This is a genomic window from Achromobacter ruhlandii (genome assembly GCF_902859695.1).
Lineage (GTDB): Bacteria > Pseudomonadota > Gammaproteobacteria > Burkholderiales > Burkholderiaceae_B > Achromobacter > Achromobacter ruhlandii.
This window is the reverse complement of sequence record NZ_CADIJL010000061.1, coordinates 1-16,057: the sequence shown is the minus strand read 5'-3', so window position 1 is coordinate 16,057 and position 16,057 is coordinate 1. Positions and strand designations below refer to the sequence as shown.

Here is a 16,057-nt window from a genome sequence, read left to right as displayed (position 1 = left end):
CACCACCGCGCCGACCGGCCGCGCCGGCGGCGAATCGACCGCCACGGGCGGCGCCACGGGCGGCGCCAGCACGCCCGCGCCGGGCGCCCCGATCAGCGGCATCCACCAGGACCTGACCCTGCTGGTGCGCCAGCAGCTGGACGTACTGGCCAACCAGGCCCTGACCTGGCAGGGCGAGGCCTGGCCTGGCGCTCCAATGGAGTGGGAGGTGGAGCGCGACCCCTATGGCGGCGATCCGGACTCCGCCGGGTCCACCTGGGCCACCCGCCTGAAGCTCGACCTGCCGCGCCTGGGCCTGGTGGACGCGCGCCTGAACCTGGCGGGCGACCAGCTCGTGCTGCAGGTGGTCGCGCCCCACAGCGCCGCCGAGATCAACGAATCCTCCGACCTGCTGCGCTCGCGCCTGCTGGCCGCCGGCCTCACGCTCAGCCACCTGGTGGTGAACGTGGTCGACCCCCGCCCCGTCGTCCCCACGGATTTCTGATGCGTACCGTGCCACCGCCCGACCAGGGCCCGAACGCCAACCGCAATGCCGCGGTCGCCATTTCATACGATGACCGCGACGCCGCCCCGCGCGTGGTGGCCAAGGGCTACGGCCAGTTGGCCGACACCATCGTGCGTGCCGCCGAGGAAAACGGCCTGTACGTGCACGAATCGCGCGAACTCGTCGGACTGCTGATGCAGGTGGACCTGGATTCGCATATTCCTCCCCAACTCTACGTGGCGGTGGCAGAATTGCTGGCCTGGCTCTATCGCCTCGAATCGCGCGAACTCCCCGAAGCCGCGCCGCCTGCCTGACCCCTCTCTCTAAGGACCACCACCGTGTTGGATGCCAGCGATCCGGAATTCCTGCTCACGCGGCCGGAAGACATGCGCGCCGCGCTCTTCGAACTGACGCACCCCGACAGCCACATCCTGGTGCGTGACGCCGCGGACCGGGAAATGGCGGTGTTGGTGCTGGGCGCCGACAAGCAGACCCGACAGTTTTTCTGGCGCCCGCGCGATTACGCGGGCGCCGACTTCGAGCAGTCCGACAGCATGGGCCTGCTCAGCGGCACCACTTTCCATTTCCACGCGACGGCTTACGGCGGCGTGCAGATCCGCTTCCGCGTCTCGCGTCCCGAAGTCATCCATTTCGATGACGGCAGCGCGGCGCTGATGTCGCCCTTCCCCGAACGTCTGGCGCGCATCCAGCGCCGCAAGATGTTCCGGGCCTCGCTGGTGACCCATGCCAACCGCTGCCAGGCGTCCTGGCGCCCCGCTCCCACCGACAAGCCGATCAGCTTCTCGGTGCGCGATATTTCGGTGGACGGGGTGGGCTTGCGGGCGGAGCTGGCGGTGCAGGCCCTGCCGCAACGCGGCACGGTGCTCGAAGACGTGCAACTGGATTTCGGCGAACTGGGCAAGCTCAATGCGCACCTGGAAGTCCGCAATGTATACCCGATCTCGGGCCAGCCCATGACCCAGGCCGCCAGCCCCGACGAGCCGACGCCGACCCACGTGTCGCTGACGGGCGAGCCGCCAATGAGCCATTTGGGCGCGGTCTTCCTGAACCTGGACGCGCGCCAGGAGAACTGGTTGCAGCAGGTGGTGTGGCGGCTGGAGAAGACTGCCCGCTGACCGCACGGGCATGCATGCCGCACGGGGAGCAGAGGCGCCCCGGTTCGGCGCCGAAAACGCGGCGGGCGAACGGGCCTGAGAAAGGCCGTTGACCGCAACGACCGGCAAGAACAACCGACAATAACAACCAACAAAAACGACCGACAGGAACGGCGGGCCACAACGGCCGGTGGAAACACCAATCGCCAACGGCTGACCACAACCGCTGGCAACGTGCCTTCGCGCGGGGCAGGCGCGGCTGCCGCCCCCCCCCGTGATCCGCTCCGACTGGCGGTTACACGGCCATCGACGAGATTTCCTTGTAGGCGGCGACCAGCTTGTTGCGCACCTGGACGGCCGTCTGAAAGCCGATGCTGGCTTTCTGCAGGTCGATCATGACGTCGTTGAGCGACACGTCGGGCGCGCCCAGTTCAAAGGCCTTGGCCTGGGCGGTGGCGGCGTTCTGCGCGGCGGTGACGCGGCGGATGGAGCGATGCAGCTCGGCGGCGAAGCCGTCGGGTTGGGCCACGCTTTCGCCGGCGGCCAGGTTGCCGGTTTCGGCCTTGGTTACCGCCACGCGCATCTGCTGAAGCATGCTTTCGATGCCGGACAAGCCTGATACAGCCATTACGTTATTCCTTGCTGGTAGGACGAGGGACTACGCCCAGGATGCTGGCAGCGTAACCCGCCATCGCGCGCGCCATAGCGGCTAAAAGCCGCCAAAACACCCGATATTTCCGCGAATGCCCCACAGCGGCCGGCACCCGTCGCGACCGCCCGCGTCCACCTGCCGCGCTCGCTTGTCGACATAGAGGACAAGTAACGCCAAAAAACCGCTGTTTTCAACGATTGGGTTTGCTAACGCAGCAGCAATAATCCAGGCTCTCCCCAGACCAGAAGCACGTTGCATGTGTAATCTGCCCTACCCGAACATGAAGTCATTTTCCCTGCTCCGCGAAGCCAGCGGGAGCCGCCAATGAATCAGCAGGCTACCCTGAGCGCGTCGCTTCTGGCGAAGTTTCCCGTGTTGGAAAAGATACGTGCCCTGCCCAAGCCGATCCTGCTCGGCGCGGCCGCGGCGCTGGTCGCGCTGATCGTCGCCGTGGCGATGTGGAGCAGCGAGCCCAAGTACAAGGTGCTGTTCTCGAACCTGGACGACCGCGATGGCGGCGCCATCGTGACCGCCCTGGGCTCCATGAACGTGCCGTACAAGTACAACGACACCGGCACGGCCCTGCTGGTGCCGGCAGACCGCGTTTACGACGCCCGCCTGCAACTGGCCTCGCAGGGCCTGCCGCGCGGCGGCTCGGTCGGCTTCGAACTGATGGACAACGCCCGTTTCGGCGCCAGCCAGTTCGCCGAACAGATCAACTACCAGCGCGGCCTCGAAGGCGAACTGGCGCGCTCGATCGAATCCATGCACACCGTGCAGCACGCCCGCGTGCACCTGGCCATGCCGCGCCAGTCGCTGTTCGTGCGTGAACGCCAGCCGCCGACCGCCTCGGTGCTGCTGAACGTCTACCCCGGCCGCAGCCTGAGCGACGCCCAGGTCTCGGCCATTTCCTGGCTGGTCGCCTCCAGCGTGCCGGAACTGACCGCCGAAAACGTCTCGATCGTCGACCAGAACGGCCGCCTGCTGTCCGCCCCCACCGGCGAGGGCCGCGGCATGGACGCCGACCAGATGCGCATGGTCCGCGAGACCGAGCAGCGCACCGTCGAACGCATCCTCACCATCCTCAACCCGCTGGTCGGCCCGGGCAACGTCCACGCCCAGGCCAGCGCCGAAATGGATTTCTCGCGCCGCGAGGAAACCTCCGAGGTCTACCGCCCCAACCAGGAGCCCGGCCAGGCCGCCATCCGCAGCCAGCAGACCAGCGAATCGAACCAGCGCGGCATCAATCCCGCGCAGGGCGTGCCTGGCGCGCTGTCCAACCAGCCCCCGGCCAACGCCCAGGCGCCGATCGCCAACCCGCCGCAGACCCAGCCGCCGCGCCCGGGCCAGCCGCAACAACAAGGCCAGCAGCAACAGCAGACCACCACCGGCGCTGGCGCCCAGGGCGCCGGCGGCACCGTCAGTGATCGCCGCGACGCCACCACCAACTACGAGGTCGACCGCACCATCAGCCACATCAAGCAGCCGGTCGGCACGCTCAAGCGCCTGTCGGTCGCCGTGGTGGTCAACTACGTGCGCGACAAGGACGGCGAACTGGCCGCCCTGCCGCCCGAGGAACTGAACAAGCTCACCAACCTGGTGCGCGAGGCGATGGGCTACTCCGAAAGCCGTGGCGACTCGCTGAACCTGGTCAACAGCCAGTTCAACGACGGTCCGCCGGCCGTGCCGATGTGGCGCGATCCGGAAATGATCGCCCTGTTCAAGACCATCCTGGCCTGGCTGGTGGGTGGCGTGCTGGCCCTGTGGCTGTACCGCAAGATCCGCCGCTCGGTGGGCGACTACCTGTACCCGCCGGTCGATCCTGAAGTGGCCGAGGCCGAGCGCATCGAAGCCCAGCGCGAGGCCCAGGACCTGGCCCGCGCCAAGGAAACCGACCGTTACCAGGACAACCTGGAACGCGCCCGCACGATGGCGAACAAGGATCCGCGCGCCGTCGCGATGGTCCTGCGCACCTGGATGACCAAAGATGAAAAATGATGCCAAGCCCATGGACGGCATGACGCGCAGCGCCGTCCTGATGATGTCGCTGGGTGAAGACGCCGCCGCCGAGGTCTTCAAGTACCTCACCGCCCGCGAAGTCCAGCAGGTCGGCGCCGCCATGGCCAGCCTCAAGCAGGTCACCCGCAACGACGTGGCCGTGGTGCTGGAGGAGTTCCGCCAGGAAGCCGACCAGTTCATGGCCGTCACGCTGGGATCGGACGACTACATCCGCACCGTGCTGACCAAGGCGCTGGGCAGCGACCGCGCCGCCGGCCTGATCGAGGACATCCTGGAAGCCGGCGAAGGCGGCAGCGGCATCGACGCCCTGAACTGGCTCGACCCGCACACCGTGGCCGAGCTGATCGGCGACGAGCACCCGCAGATCATCGCCACCATCCTGGTGCACCTGGAACGCGACCGCGCCGCCGGCGTGCTGGCGCTGCTGACCGACCGCCTGCGCAACGATGTCATGCTGCGCATCGCCACCTTCGGCGGCGTGCAGCCCGCGGCCCTGTCGGAACTGACCGAAGTGCTCAATTCCGTGCTGGCCGGCCAGGGCGCCAAGCGCAGCAAGATGGGCGGCGTGCGCACCGCGGCCGAGATTCTCAACATGATGAATTCGGCCGAAGAGGAAACCGTGGTCGCCAGCCTGCGCGAACGCGACAACGACCTGGCGCAGAAGATCATCGACGAGATGTTCGTGTTCGACAACCTGCTCGACGTCGAAGACCGCGCGATCCAGCTCATCCTCAAGGAAATCGACAACGACACGCTCATGGTCGCGCTCAAGGGCGCCCAGGAAGAGCTGCGCGCCAAGTTCCTGCGCAACATGTCCAGCCGCGCCGCCGAGATGCTGCGCGAAGACCTGGAAGCGCAAGGCCCGATCCGCATGTCGAAGGTCGAGGGCGAGCAGAAGAAGATCCTGCAGATCGCCCGCCGCCTGGCCGAGAGCGGCCAGATCGTCCTGGGCAATTCCGGAGACGACGCGTATGTCTGAAGCGGATACCGGCCAGTCGACGCTCATCTCGCGCAGCGCCGCCTGGCGGCGCTGGCAGATGCTGTCGTTCGACGAGCCGCCGCCCGTCGAAGTGGAACCCGAGCCGGAACCCGACCCGGGCCCCGATCCGGAAGTGGTGATGGCCCAGTTGCGCGCCCAGGCCATCGCCGAGGGCCGCGAGGAAGGTTACGCGCAAGGTCATGCCGCCGGCCTGGAAGCCGGCCGCGCCGAAGGCCACGAAGCGGGCCTGGCCGCCGGCCGCGAAGCCGGCTATGCCGAAGGCCTGGCCCAGGCGCGCGAACAAGGCGCCCAGGAAGCGCAACAGCTGCACGCGTTGCTGCAAGCCTGCGCTGAATCGGTGGGATCGCTGGAAGAAAAGATGGGCCAGAGCCTGCTGACGCTGGCGCTGGACATCGCCCAGCAGGTCGTGCGCACCACGCTGGCCGAGCAGCCCGAGACCGTGGCCAGCGCCGTGCGCGAAGTGCTGCACATCAACCCCACCGCCGGCGGCCAGATGCGCCTGTGGGCCAATCCGGCCGACATCGAGCTGATCCGCCTGCATCTGGCCGACGAGCTCAAGGAAGGCCACTGGCGCGTGCTCGCCGACGAATCCATCGCCCGCGGCGGCTGCCGCGCCGAGACGCCATTCGGCGACATCGACGCCACCTTGCAGACCCGCTGGCGCCGCGTCGCGGCTTCGCTGGGCCGCAACGTCCACTGGGAGGACCCGGCGTGAGCGCCAATCCGGCCCCCGCGCAGCCCGGCCAACCGGCCGTGCCCGTGATCGACCGCTGGCAGACCCAGCTGCAGATCGGCTCGATCCGCGCCGCCTCGACCGACCCCTGGCTGGTCAGCGGCAAGATCACGCGCGCCACGGGCCTGGTGCTGCACGCCACGGGGCTGCGCCTGCCGGTGGGGGCCGCTGCCCGCATCGAGATCGCGCGCGGCCACGACCACTGGGCCGACGCCGAAGTGGTCGGTTTCGACGGCCACACCCTGTACCTGATGCCGCAGGCCGACATTTCCGGCCTGCCGCCCGGCGCCCGCGTGGTGCCCGGCGAACCGCCCGTGCAGCGCCAGATCCCGCTGCCGCGCAAGGCCGAGCTCAATGGCAACGCCAAGCCGCAGCTGGGTCGCCACCTGCCGGTGGGCAACGCCCTGCTGGGCCGCGTGCTGGACGGCGCCGGCCGGCCGCTGGATGGCCTCGGTCCGCTGACCGGCGCCGAACTGGCGCCGCTGTCGGCCCAGCCGATCAACCCGCTGTCGCGCGCCCCGATCGACACCGTGCTCGATACCGGCGTGCGCGCGATCAACGGCCTGCTCACCGTCGGCCGCGGCCAGCGCATGGGCCTGTTCGCCGGCTCCGGCGTCGGCAAGAGCGTGCTGCTCGGCATGATGGCCCGCTACACCAAGGCCGACGTCATCGTGGTCGGCCTGATCGGCGAACGCGGCCGCGAAGTCAAGGAATTCATCGAGCACAACCTGGGCCCCGAGGGCCTGGCGCGCTCGGTGGTGGTGGCCGCCCCGGCCGACGTCTCGGCGCTCCTGCGCCTGCAGGGCGCGGCCTATGCCACGCGCCTGGCGGAACACTTCCGCGACCAGGGCCTGGACGTGCTGCTGATCATGGACTCGCTTACCCGCTACGCCATGGCGCAACGCGAAATCGCGCTGGCCATCGGCGAGCCGCCCGCCACCAAAGGCTATCCGCCGTCGGTGTTCGCCAAGCTGCCGACCCTGGTCGAACGCGCCGGCATGGGCGCGCCCGGGCCCAGCGGCAAGGCCGGCTCGATCACCGCGTTCTACACCGTGCTGGCCGAAGGCGACGACCAGCAGGACCCGATCGCCGACTCGGCCCGCGCCATCCTGGACGGCCACGTGGTGCTGTCGCGCCATCTGGCCGAATCCGGCCACTACCCCGCCATCGACATCGAGGCCTCGATCTCGCGCGCCATGACCTCGCTGATCACGCCGCAGCAGTTCTCGGTGGTGCGCCGCTTCAAACAGACGCTGTCGCGCTACCAGCGCAACCGCGACCTGATCGCCGTGGGCGCGTACGCCGCCGGCAACGACCCGCAACTGGACGACGCCATCGCCCGCTACCCGCGCCTGGAAGCCTTCCTGCAGCAGGATATTGGCGAGAACGTCGGCTACGAGGACGCGGTGGAACAGTTGCGCGCCAGCTTTGAATTGAGGGACACCTATGCCTAGCCAATTGCCTCTGGACATGCTGATCAACCTGGCCAAGGAGAGCACGGACGAAGCCGCCCGCCTGCTTGGCCGCCTCAGCACCGAGCGCACCAATGCCGAACGCCAGCTCGGCATGCTGCAGGACTATCGCCAGGACTATCTGGAGCGCCTGCAACAGGCCATGACCACCGGTATGTCGGCCAGCGACTGCCACAACTATCAGCGCTTCATCGGCACCCTGGACGACGCCATCGGCCAGCAGCAGAACGTGCTGCGCCAGGCCGACGAAAACCTGGCCAAGGGCCGTCTCTACTGGCAGCAGGAAAAGCGCAAGCTCAATTCGTACGACGCCCTGGCACAACGCGAATTGCGCGCGCAGGCCGTGGTGGAATCCCGCCGCGAGCAGCGCGCCAACGACGAATACTCCGCCCGCCTGGTCCAGCGCCAGGCCGGGATGCATTAATTGCCCACAGGAAGCCCAAGATGACCGCTCCCCTGCCCACGCCCGCCATCGCGCCCGCCGCGCCGGTCTCGATCGCCGACACGCTCGGCGCCAAGTCCGCGGCCGCCTCGACCAAGAAGGGCCCGTCGTTCTCCGACGTGCTGGCCCAGCAGCGCCCGAACCCGTCCGCCGACGCGCGGCCGGCCAATAACAACGGCGCCAAGACGCCGGCATCCGGCGGCAAGCCCTCCGGCGACGCAGCGGCCAACGCCGAAGACGCCGCCGCCTCGGCCATCGACAACGCCGTGCAGACCGCGACCCAGGCCGAAGCCGGCGCGCTCGCCGTCGCCGCCGCGCAGCAACCCGCCACGCCGGTGGTGTTGCCGGAACAGGCGCTGGAAATCGCCGCCCAGGCCGCCGAGCAGGTCCAGCTGGCGCGCGGCAACGCCCAGGCGGCCGCCACGGCCGTCAGCAGCGGCGCCGCCGTGGTGCAGGCTGCCCTGACCGCCAACGACGCCATCGCCACCCCGCGCACGCCGGTGGCCGCCACGGCGCAGCAGGCCGAAGCCGCCGCCGCCCTGGCCAGCCGCGATGCGCAGATCGCCCAGCCGGTGGTCACCGCCGCCGTCAAGCCCGGCTCGACGCCAGCGGCCGAAGCGGCGCCCGCCAAGTCCGCGCCCGCCGCCGAGCTGCCGCGCCCGGCGCCCGAAGCCGCCGCGCCGCGCGCCGCCAATGCGCGCGTGGCCACGGCCGAACCCGCGTCTGTCCTGCCGCAACACGGCCGCACCGAGGAAGACCCCGCCGCGCCGGTGCTCAGCACCGCGCAGCAATTCCAGGTGCCGCAGCACGCCGCCAATGCCCAGGACCACCTGGCGCAAGCGATCGCCGCCGCCTCGCAGCGCCAGCAGCCCGCGCCCATCGCCAACCCCGCCAGCGTCGCCGTGCCCAATGTGCCGGTGGTACTGCAGGTTGCCACCCCGGTCGGCGGCACCCACTGGGGCACCGAACTGGGTCAGCAGATGGTGGTCATGAGCAACAACGTGCGCCAGGGCACCCAGACCGCCGAGCTGCGCCTGGATCCGCCCGACCTCGGTCCGCTGCGCGTCAGCATCAATTTGGCCGATGGCGTTGCCAGCGCCTCGTTCGTGTCGGCGCATGCCTCGGTGCGCCAGGCGATCGAAACCGCGATTCCGCAATTGCAGCAGGCCCTGGCCCAGGCCGGCATCTCGCTGGGCCAGACCAGCGTCGGCGAACAGGCCGCGCAGCAGGAATTCGCCCAGCAGAACGGCGGCGGTTCGCAACGCCAGGGCGGCGGCAATGGCGCCGCGGTGGCGGATGGTTCGAGCGATGGCCAGGCCGCCACCGTGACGGCCTCGCGCAACGCCAATGCGCTGGTCGACACCTTCGCGTAACAATCGCGCGGCCCGCGGCCGGCAACGGTTGCGGGCGGTGCAGCAATAGCTTGAGATACGCGGCTTTCGCCCTGTTTTTCGCCTCCAAGCGGGGGTGTGATTTCGGGCAGAATGCTTTCATCCACTAAGAATCCGTTTTCATCAGCGGCAAAACACGCATCGACACCGAGATGGCGACTTCCAAACCCACAACCATGCCGCCGCGCGGCGCGCTTCCGACACGCTCCGGCGGCATAGGCCGCATTGTCCGCCCGCTGCTCATGATATTGGTGCTGCTGCTGGTGGCCGCCGCCAGCGCGGGCGCGACCTGGTTCATTGCCCAGCGCATGCAGCCGCAGGGTGGCGCGCCGGTGCAACTGGGCGTTGGGCAGACCGGCAACCAGCCGGGCCAGCCCGGCGCCGCCGGCCCGCAGGCCACGCCGACCACTTTTGTCGCCCCGCCCACCACCCCGGCGGCGGTGCCCGCGCCGATCTTCGTGCCGATCGAGGCCTTCACGGTCACGCTGCAGAACGCGGACACCGAACGCATCATGCACGTGGGCCTGACCCTGCGCGTGAGCGACGAACAGACCCGCATCCGCCTGGAAAAATACATGCCTGAAGTGCGCAGCCGCATCCTGATGGTGCTGTCCGCGCAATCGCCCACCGGCGTGCAGACCCAGCAAGGCAAGACCGACATGGCCAACGCCATCAAGCAAGCCGTCAATCGCCCGTTCGCGCCCCTGCCGGACGGCCAGTATGTCACCGACGTACTGTATACGGCGTTCGTGGTGCAATAAGCATGGCCTACGAGGCGTTTCTTTCGCAGGACGAAGTCGACGCGCTGCTGGCCGGCGTCACGGGCGAGAGCGACAGCAAAAAGGAATCCGCGGGCCCCAACGACGGCGCCCGCGCCTATGACCTGAGCTCGCCGGACCGCGTGGTGCGCCGGCGCATGCAGACGCTGGAGCTCATCAACGAACGCTTTGCGCGCCAGATGCGCAGCGTGTTGCTGAACTTCATGCGCCGCAGCGCCGACATCACAGTCGGTTCCATCAAGATCCAGAAGTACGCGGACTTCGAACGCAACCTGCCGGTTCCCAGCAACCTGAACATGGTGCAGATGAAGCCACTGCGCGGCACCGCCCTGTTCACCTATGACCCGAACCTGGTGTTCCTGGTCATCGACAGCCTGTTCGGCGGCGATGGCCGCTACCACACGCGGGTCGAGGGCCGGGACTTCACCACCACCGAACAGCGCATCATCCGGCGCCTGCTCAACCTGACCCTGGAAAGCTACGGCAAGTCCTGGGATCCCGTCTACCCGATCGAATTCGATTACGTCCGCTCGGAGATGCACACCAAGTTCGCCAGCATCACCGGCAACAATGAAGTGGTGGTCGTCACCTCGTTCCACATCGAATTCGGCGCGACCGGCGGCGACCTCAACATCTGCCTGCCCTATTCCATGATCGAGCCGGTGCGCGACCTGCTCACGCGGCCGCTGCAGGAAACCACGCTCGAGGAAGTCGATCAGCGCTGGGCGCAGCAGCTCTCGCGCCAGGTGCGCAGCGCCGACATCGACGTGGTCGCCGAGTTCGCGCGCATTCCGTCCAGCATCCGCGAACTGATGCGCATGAAGGTCGGCGACATCCTTCCCGTGGATGTGCCGCAGACCGTCATCGCCCACGTCGACGGCGTGCCGCTGATGGAATGCGGCTACGGCGTCTTCAACGGCCAGTACGCCCTGCGCGTGCAAAACATGTTTACCCACGATACCGATTCAAACGAGGCCCCCGACCATGACTGACAAGAACGAGCCCGGCTCCGGCTCGTCCCCGGCCGACGACTGGGCCGACGCGCTCGCCGAACAATCCCGCGCCAATCCGCCCACCCAGGCGGACGGCCTGAAGCCCGCCCAGGATGACTGGGCCGCCGCCATGGCCGAGCAGACGGCGGCCACGCCGCCCGCGGCCGCCGCGCCCCCTGCCGCTCCGGCGGCTCCCCCGGCTCCGGCTCCGGCCGCGCCTGCCGCCCAATCGGCGGCGCAATCGGTGTTCAAGCCGCTGGCCGGCTCGGCCGCCGGCAATGGCACCGACATCGACCTGATCATGGACGTGCCCGTCCAGCTGACGGTGGAACTGGGCCGCACCCGCCTGACCATCAAGAACCTGCTGCAACTGGGCCAGGGGTCGGTGGTGGAGCTGGACGGCCTGGCTGGCGAGCCGATGGACATCTTCGTCAACGGCTACCTGATCGCCCAGGGCGAAGTGGTGGTGGTGGAAGACAAGTACGGCATCCGCCTGACCGACATCATCACCCCGTCCGAACGCATCAACCGCCTCAACAACCGCCGTTGAAGCCGCGCCCGTGATGAACGAATCCGCCCTGCTGCGCGTCGTCATCGGCCTGGTGCTGGTGCTGGCGGCCATCCTGGCCGCGGCCTGGCTGGCGCGGCGCGCCGGCCTGACGCAGCGTGGCGGCGGCAACCTGCTCAAGCAGGTCGCCAGCCTGCCGATCGGCGCGCGGCAGAGCATCGTCGTCGTCGAGATCGAGAACACCTGGGTGGTCGTGGGCGTCAGCCCCGGCCAGCTCAACACCCTGCATACCCTGCCCGCCGGCGAATTGCCGCAGGCCGCGACCTTGCCCACCGCCGCCTTCGCGGCCAAACTGGGTCAGGCGCTCAAGCGCCGCTAGGCGGCGCGCGCGCTTCCACACCATGAGCTTGCCCTCTTCCCCTCGCGCCCGCCGCGGCGCGCTGCCCCTGCTGGGCGCCGCCGCCCTGCTGGGCCTGGCCCTGTTCCCCGCGGGCGTGGTCGCCCAGGCCACCCTGCCTGCCCTGACCGCGACGCCGGGCCCGGGCGGTTCCGAAACCTATTCGCTCAGCATGCAGACGCTGCTGCTGATGACGTCGCTGTCGTTCCTGCCGGCGGCGCTGTTGATGATGACCGGCTTCACCCGCATCATCATCGTGCTCGGCCTGCTGCGCAGCGCCATGGGCACCGCGATGTCGCCGCCCAACCATGTTCTGATCGGGCTGGCGCTGTTCCTGACCTTCTACACAATGTCGCCGGTGTTCGACAAGATCTACACCGACGCCTACAAACCGCTGTCCGAGGGCTCGATCCAGTTCGAAGCCGCGGTCGAGCGCGCCGCGGGCCCGTTGCGCACCTTCATGCTGCACCAGACCCGCGAGAACGACCTGGCGCTGTTCGCCAACCTGGCCAAGCAGCCGGCGCTGGAGGATCCGTCGCAGGTGCCGCTGCGCATCCTGGTGCCGGCCTTCATCACCAGCGAGCTCAAGACCGCCTTCCAGATCGGCTTCACCATTTTCATTCCGTTCCTCATCATCGATCTGGTGGTCGCCAGCGTGCTGATGGCGCTGGGCATGATGATGGTGCCGCCCGTGACCGTGGCGTTGCCGTTCAAGCTGATGCTGTTCGTGCTGGCCGATGGCTGGAACCTGCTGATGGGCTCGCTGGCCCAGAGCTTCTACCAATAGGGAATCGCCATGACCGCCGAAACCGTCATGACCATGACCTACCAGGCGATGAAGATCGCGCTGGCGATGGCCGGTCCGCTGCTGATCATCACCCTGATCGTCGGCCTGGTGATCAGCATCTTCCAGGCAGCCACCCAGATCAACGAAATGACGCTGTCGTTCATCCCGAAGCTGCTGGCAATGTGCGGCGTGCTGGTGCTGCTGGGCCCGTGGCTGATCGGCATCATGGTCGACTACATCCGTCAATTGATCGGCCAGATTCCCGGCCTGGTGTCGTAGCGGCATCCGCCGCCGCCGGGACGCGTCCCCATGTTTTCCTTCACCATCGAGCAGCTCAATGGCTGGATCGGCCAGTTCCTCTGGCCGTTCGTGCGCATCCTGGCGCTGGTGGGCACCGCGCCCCTCTTTTCCGAATCCACCATTCCCGTCAAGGTCAAGATCGGTCTGGCCTTCGTGTTGGCGCTTGCCGTCAGCCCGGCGCTCGATCCCATGCCGCCGATCGCCCCGAGTTCGTTCGCCGGCCTGTGGATGGTGATGCAGCAGGTGCTGATCGGCATCGCCATGGGCTTTACCATGCGCCTGGTGTTCGCCGCAGTGCAGACGGCCGGCGAATTCGTCGGCCTGCAGATGGGCCTGTCGTTCGCCTCCTTTTTCGATCCCAGCACCGGCGCCAACACCGCCGTGCTGTCGCGCCTGTTCAACATCGTGGCCATGCTGACATTCCTCGCGCTGGACGGGCACCTGCTGGTGCTGGCGGCCCTGGTGCGGTCTTTCGACACGCTGCCGGTGGAGGCGATCCAGTTGCACCAGAATGGCTGGGGCGTCGTGGTGGAATGGGGCAAGACCGTGTTCGTATCCGGCCTTCTGCTGGCCTTGCCGCTGATCTGCGCGCTCCTGACCATCAACCTGGCCATGGGCATCCTGAACCGCTCCGCGCCGCAATTGTCGGTGTTCTCGGTGGGCTTTCCCGTCAGCCTGATCGTAGGCGTGGTGCTGCTGACCGTGGTGCTGCCGAACTCCGGCCCCTTCCTGGAATCGCTGTTCGAATCCGGCCTGTCGGCGATGAGCCGGGTCACCGACGCGCTGGCGGGACGCTAGCGGCAAGCGGGCGACCCGCGGACCGAGGCCCCGCCAGGCTGGCGCGGGCACAATGAAAAAACGGCCCGAGGGCCGTTTTTTCATTCGATGCGGGCAGGCGCGTCACTGCTGCCCTGTCAGGCGAAACACCCGGATGGTCTCGCGCAGCGCGCCCGACTGGTTGCCCAGCTGCAGCACCGCTCCGCCCAGTTCCTGCACCAGGGCCGTGTTCTGCACCGTCATCACATCCATCTGCGATACCGCGCTGTCGACCTGCTCGATGCCGCTGGACTGCTCCTGCGAGGCCTGCGAGATCTCGCCGATGATGTCGGTGACGCGGTGCACCGCCGCCACGATCTCTTCCATCGTCGCGCCGGCCTGCTCGGCCTGGGCCGAACCTTCGGTCACGCGCTCGACCGAGTCCTCGATCAGCCCCTTGATTTCCTTGGCCGCCTGGGCGCTCTTTTGCGCCAGGCTGCGGACTTCGCCCGCCACCACCGCGAAGCCCTTGCCGGACTCGCCGGCGCGGGCCGCCTCCACCGCCGCGTTCAGGGCCAGGATATTGGTCTGGAAGGCGATGCCTTCGATGATGCTGACAATGTCGACGATCCTGCGCGAGCTGTCGGAAATGCCGTGCATGGTATGCACCACCTGCCCCACCGCCACGCCGCCACGGCGCGCCACATCCATGCTGCTGGCGGCCAGCTGGTTGGCCTGGCGCGCGTTGTCGGCGTTCTGGCGCACGGTGGAAGTCAACTGTTCCATGCTCGCCGCCGTCTGCTGCAGGGAAGCGGCCTGGCCCTCGGTGCGGCCGGCCAGCTCCTGGTTGCCGCGGGCAATGTGAACCGCCGCCTGCGTGGTGCCTTCGATGCCGCGATATACGTCCTGGGCGATACCGACCAGGCTTTTGCGCATGACTTCCAGCGAGAAGTTCAGGCTGCCGATCTCGTCGTCCGACTCGGCCACGATCTGCGTGGTCAGGTTGCCCGCGGCGACCTGGCGCGCCATGTTGGCGGCCTCGACCATGGGATCCAGCAGCGACCGGCTCAGGTGCCAGCCCAAGGCGAAGATCGCGGCCACCCCCGCGCCGAGCAGTCCGCACGCCAGGGTGGCGCCGGTCGCGTCCAGCGTTTCCCAGTTGGCACGCAGACCGTAGGCGCCGGCGGCCACCACGATGCCAGAGGACAGCAGCGCATGGCGGAACATGCGGCCACGCACGTTGCGGCGGAACGGAAAAGCCAACAGATCCAGGCCCCGGCGCCAGCCCGCCCGCACCGGGCGGCCGCGCTTGATGCGCACGCCGCGGGCGCGGCCTTCGCGCATACGCGCGTAGAGTTCCTCGGCCATCTCGACCTGGGCGTCGCTGGGGCGCACCCGCACCGACGAATACGCCACCACCTCGCCGTTCTCGACGATCGGCGTGGCGTTGGCCAGCACCCAGTAATAGCCGCCATCCTTGCGGCGGTTCTTGACCAGGCCCAGCCACGATTCGCCCGCCTGCAGGGTACGCCACAGGTCCTCGTAGGCCTCGGGCGGCATATCGGGGTGGCGGACAATGTTGTGCGCCTTGCCGATCAGTTCCTCGCGCGAGAAGCCGCTGACTTCGATAAACGCCGGGTTCGCGTAAAGGATGCGGCCCTTGGTGTCGGTACGCGAGATCAGATATTGATCCTCGCGCAGCTTGGTTTCCACGTCATTGACTGGAAGGTTTACGCGCACAGCTTGTCTCCGGTTACATCATATGTCGCGGCGAACGATAAATGGCGGTGTGGACGGACCTGTCGCCCCGCAGCGACCGGTCCCCGCCCGGTGTTCCAGCGCCGGTGCGCGATGCGCGGCACCGCCGAAACCGGTTCGCCCCGGTATTCGGGCGTTATGCCCATTAACGGTAATATTTTCGAAAACTTAACCCGTTCACAAATCCATATCGCGCAAGGCACTCGACCCGGCGGCCGTGAACGGGCGCCGGGTCGGCCGGAGCCGGGCCGGCAACGGGCCCGCTCCGCTGGGCGACGGGGCCGGGCCCCGTGCCGATCAGTCCTGCGTCAGCGTCGGGGCCTGATAGCCGCCCAGTTGCTGGGCCGGCACTTCGATCACTTCGCCGGCATTGATCTTGAACACCGCCACGGCTTCGGCCAGGCGATGGGCCTGCTCCTGCAGCGAGCCAGCCGCGGCCGCCGCCTCTTCCACCAGCGCCGCGTTCTGCTGC

The 16,057-nt window shown here is 68.3% G+C and carries 19 protein-coding genes; 16 read left to right on the top strand and 3 right to left on the bottom strand.

The window, feature by feature from the left end; translation table 11 throughout:
• The 3 genes from fliK to HV742_RS31395 all read left to right on the top strand — a co-directional run.
• On the top strand, window positions 1–484 hold a 484-nt coding region (fliK, locus tag HV742_RS32415; RefSeq protein ID WP_254601321.1), incomplete at its 5' end, for a flagellar hook-length control protein FliK.
• Window positions 484–798 (top strand): EscU/YscU/HrcU family type III secretion system export apparatus switch protein, encoded by a 315-nt coding sequence (locus HV742_RS31400; protein ID WP_049074310.1) that lies wholly within the window; start codon window positions 484–486, stop codon window positions 796–798. The genes fliK and HV742_RS31400, both read left to right, overlap by 1 nt.
• Window positions 799–822: 24 nt before the next feature.
• Window positions 823–1,620 carry a flagellar brake protein gene (locus HV742_RS31395; protein ID WP_175147237.1) on the top strand — a complete coding sequence of 266 codons (798 nt, stop codon included), beginning with the start codon at window positions 823–825 and terminating at the stop codon, window positions 1,618–1,620.
• Between the two features lie 274 nt (window positions 1,621–1,894).
• Here HV742_RS31395 and fliE read toward each other — a convergent pair whose 3' ends face one another.
• Both fliE and HV742_RS31385 read right to left on the bottom strand, forming a co-directional pair.
• Entirely contained in the window at window positions 1,895–2,227 is a 333-nt protein-coding gene (gene fliE, locus HV742_RS31390) for a flagellar hook-basal body complex protein FliE (protein WP_049074315.1), read from the bottom strand.
• A gap of 81 nt (window positions 2,228–2,308) precedes the next feature.
• Window positions 2,309–2,509 carry a hypothetical protein gene (locus HV742_RS31385; protein ID WP_156517846.1) on the bottom strand — a complete coding sequence of 67 codons (201 nt, stop codon included), beginning with the start codon at window positions 2,507–2,509 and terminating at the stop codon, window positions 2,309–2,311.
• A 66-nt stretch (window positions 2,510–2,575) separates the two neighbouring features.
• Here HV742_RS31385 and fliF point away from each other — a divergent pair, with 66 nt between their 5' ends.
• The 13 genes from fliF to fliR all read left to right on the top strand — a co-directional run bounded on the left by fliF (window position 2,576) and on the right by fliR (window position 13,869).
• Entirely contained in the window at window positions 2,576–4,249 is a 1,674-nt protein-coding gene (fliF, locus tag HV742_RS31380; RefSeq protein ID WP_175147236.1) for a flagellar basal-body MS-ring/collar protein FliF, read from the top strand.
• Entirely contained in the window at window positions 4,239–5,249 is a 1,011-nt protein-coding gene (gene fliG / locus HV742_RS31375; RefSeq protein WP_049074321.1) for a flagellar motor switch protein FliG, read from the top strand. Before fliF ends, fliG begins: the two co-directional genes overlap by 11 nt.
• Entirely contained in the window at window positions 5,242–5,985 is a 744-nt protein-coding gene (gene fliH / locus HV742_RS31370; RefSeq protein ID WP_049074325.1) for a flagellar assembly protein FliH, read from the top strand. The genes fliG and fliH overlap by 8 nt, the downstream gene beginning before the upstream one ends.
• Window positions 5,982–7,457 (top strand): flagellar protein export ATPase FliI, encoded by a 1,476-nt coding sequence (gene fliI, locus HV742_RS31365; RefSeq protein ID WP_049074327.1) that lies wholly within the window; start codon window positions 5,982–5,984, stop codon window positions 7,455–7,457. The genes fliH and fliI overlap by 4 nt, the downstream gene beginning before the upstream one ends.
• The gene (gene fliJ / locus HV742_RS31360) at window positions 7,450–7,899 is read left to right on the top strand and encodes a flagellar export protein FliJ (RefSeq protein WP_006385228.1); all 450 of its coding nucleotides are present in this window, start codon (window positions 7,450–7,452) and stop codon (window positions 7,897–7,899) included. The genes fliI and fliJ overlap by 8 nt, the downstream gene beginning before the upstream one ends.
• Window positions 7,900–7,919: 20 nt before the next feature.
• Complete coding sequence (locus HV742_RS31355; RefSeq protein WP_175147235.1) at window positions 7,920–9,290, top strand: flagellar hook-length control protein FliK; 1,371 nt, start codon at window positions 7,920–7,922, stop codon at window positions 9,288–9,290.
• Window positions 9,291–9,460: 170 nt separating this feature from the next.
• Complete coding sequence (locus HV742_RS31350) at window positions 9,461–10,069, top strand: flagellar basal body-associated FliL family protein (protein ID WP_049074332.1); 609 nt, start codon at window positions 9,461–9,463, stop codon at window positions 10,067–10,069.
• Window positions 10,070–10,071: 2 nt separating this feature from the next.
• Window positions 10,072–11,079 (top strand): flagellar motor switch protein FliM, encoded by a 1,008-nt coding sequence (gene fliM, locus HV742_RS31345; RefSeq protein WP_068950523.1) that lies wholly within the window; start codon window positions 10,072–10,074, stop codon window positions 11,077–11,079.
• Complete coding sequence (gene fliN, locus HV742_RS31340) at window positions 11,072–11,629, top strand: flagellar motor switch protein FliN (protein WP_049074340.1); 558 nt, start codon at window positions 11,072–11,074, stop codon at window positions 11,627–11,629. Before fliM ends, fliN begins: the two co-directional genes overlap by 8 nt.
• Before the next feature lie 13 nt (window positions 11,630–11,642).
• Entirely contained in the window at window positions 11,643–11,966 is a 324-nt protein-coding gene (gene fliO / locus HV742_RS31335; RefSeq protein ID WP_049074341.1) for a flagellar biosynthetic protein FliO, read from the top strand.
• Between the two features lie 22 nt (window positions 11,967–11,988).
• Window positions 11,989–12,771 carry a flagellar type III secretion system pore protein FliP gene (fliP, locus tag HV742_RS31330; protein WP_049074344.1) on the top strand — a complete coding sequence of 261 codons (783 nt, stop codon included), beginning with the start codon at window positions 11,989–11,991 and terminating at the stop codon, window positions 12,769–12,771.
• Window positions 12,772–12,780: 9 nt separating this feature from the next.
• A complete protein-coding gene (fliQ, locus tag HV742_RS31325; RefSeq protein WP_049074347.1) occupies window positions 12,781–13,050 on the top strand; it encodes a flagellar biosynthesis protein FliQ in 270 nt (89 codons plus the stop codon).
• A gap of 30 nt (window positions 13,051–13,080) precedes the next feature.
• A complete protein-coding gene (fliR, locus tag HV742_RS31320; protein WP_175147234.1) occupies window positions 13,081–13,869 on the top strand; it encodes a flagellar biosynthetic protein FliR in 789 nt (262 codons plus the stop codon).
• 102 nt (window positions 13,870–13,971) lie between these two features.
• On the opposite strand, the gene HV742_RS31315 is transcribed toward fliR, so the two are convergent.
• Entirely contained in the window at window positions 13,972–15,567 is a 1,596-nt protein-coding gene (locus HV742_RS31315) for a methyl-accepting chemotaxis protein (RefSeq protein WP_175147233.1), read from the bottom strand.
• Window positions 15,568–16,057 lie beyond the last annotated feature (490 nt).

Excerpts from the sequence above, each read along its gene's own strand:
- fliG (WP_049074321.1), top strand. The coding sequence starts at position 4,239 with ATGAAAAATGATGCCAAGCCCATGGACGGCATGACGCGCAGCGCCGTC.
- HV742_RS31385 (WP_156517846.1), bottom strand. The coding sequence starts at position 2,509 with ATGCAACGTGCTTCTGGTCTGGGGAGAGCCTGGATTATTGCTGCTGCG.
- fliJ (WP_006385228.1), top strand. The coding sequence starts at position 7,450 with ATGCCTAGCCAATTGCCTCTGGACATGCTGATCAACCTGGCCAAGGAG.
- fliH (WP_049074325.1), top strand. The coding sequence starts at position 5,242 with ATGTCTGAAGCGGATACCGGCCAGTCGACGCTCATCTCGCGCAGCGCC.
- fliF (WP_175147236.1), top strand. The coding sequence starts at position 2,576 with ATGAATCAGCAGGCTACCCTGAGCGCGTCGCTTCTGGCGAAGTTTCCC.
- HV742_RS31400 (WP_049074310.1), top strand. The coding sequence starts at position 484 with ATGCGTACCGTGCCACCGCCCGACCAGGGCCCGAACGCCAACCGCAAT.
- HV742_RS31355 (WP_175147235.1), top strand. The coding sequence starts at position 7,920 with ATGACCGCTCCCCTGCCCACGCCCGCCATCGCGCCCGCCGCGCCGGTC.
- fliR (WP_175147234.1), top strand. The coding sequence starts at position 13,081 with ATGTTTTCCTTCACCATCGAGCAGCTCAATGGCTGGATCGGCCAGTTC.
- fliM (WP_068950523.1), top strand. The coding sequence starts at position 10,072 with ATGGCCTACGAGGCGTTTCTTTCGCAGGACGAAGTCGACGCGCTGCTG.
- fliO (WP_049074341.1), top strand. The coding sequence starts at position 11,643 with ATGAACGAATCCGCCCTGCTGCGCGTCGTCATCGGCCTGGTGCTGGTG.
- fliQ (WP_049074347.1), top strand. The coding sequence starts at position 12,781 with ATGACCGCCGAAACCGTCATGACCATGACCTACCAGGCGATGAAGATC.
- fliN (WP_049074340.1), top strand. The coding sequence starts at position 11,072 with ATGACTGACAAGAACGAGCCCGGCTCCGGCTCGTCCCCGGCCGACGAC.
- fliP (WP_049074344.1), top strand. The coding sequence starts at position 11,989 with ATGAGCTTGCCCTCTTCCCCTCGCGCCCGCCGCGGCGCGCTGCCCCTG.
- HV742_RS31350 (WP_049074332.1), top strand. The coding sequence starts at position 9,461 with ATGGCGACTTCCAAACCCACAACCATGCCGCCGCGCGGCGCGCTTCCG.
- fliE (WP_049074315.1), bottom strand. The coding sequence starts at position 2,227 with ATGGCTGTATCAGGCTTGTCCGGCATCGAAAGCATGCTTCAGCAGATG.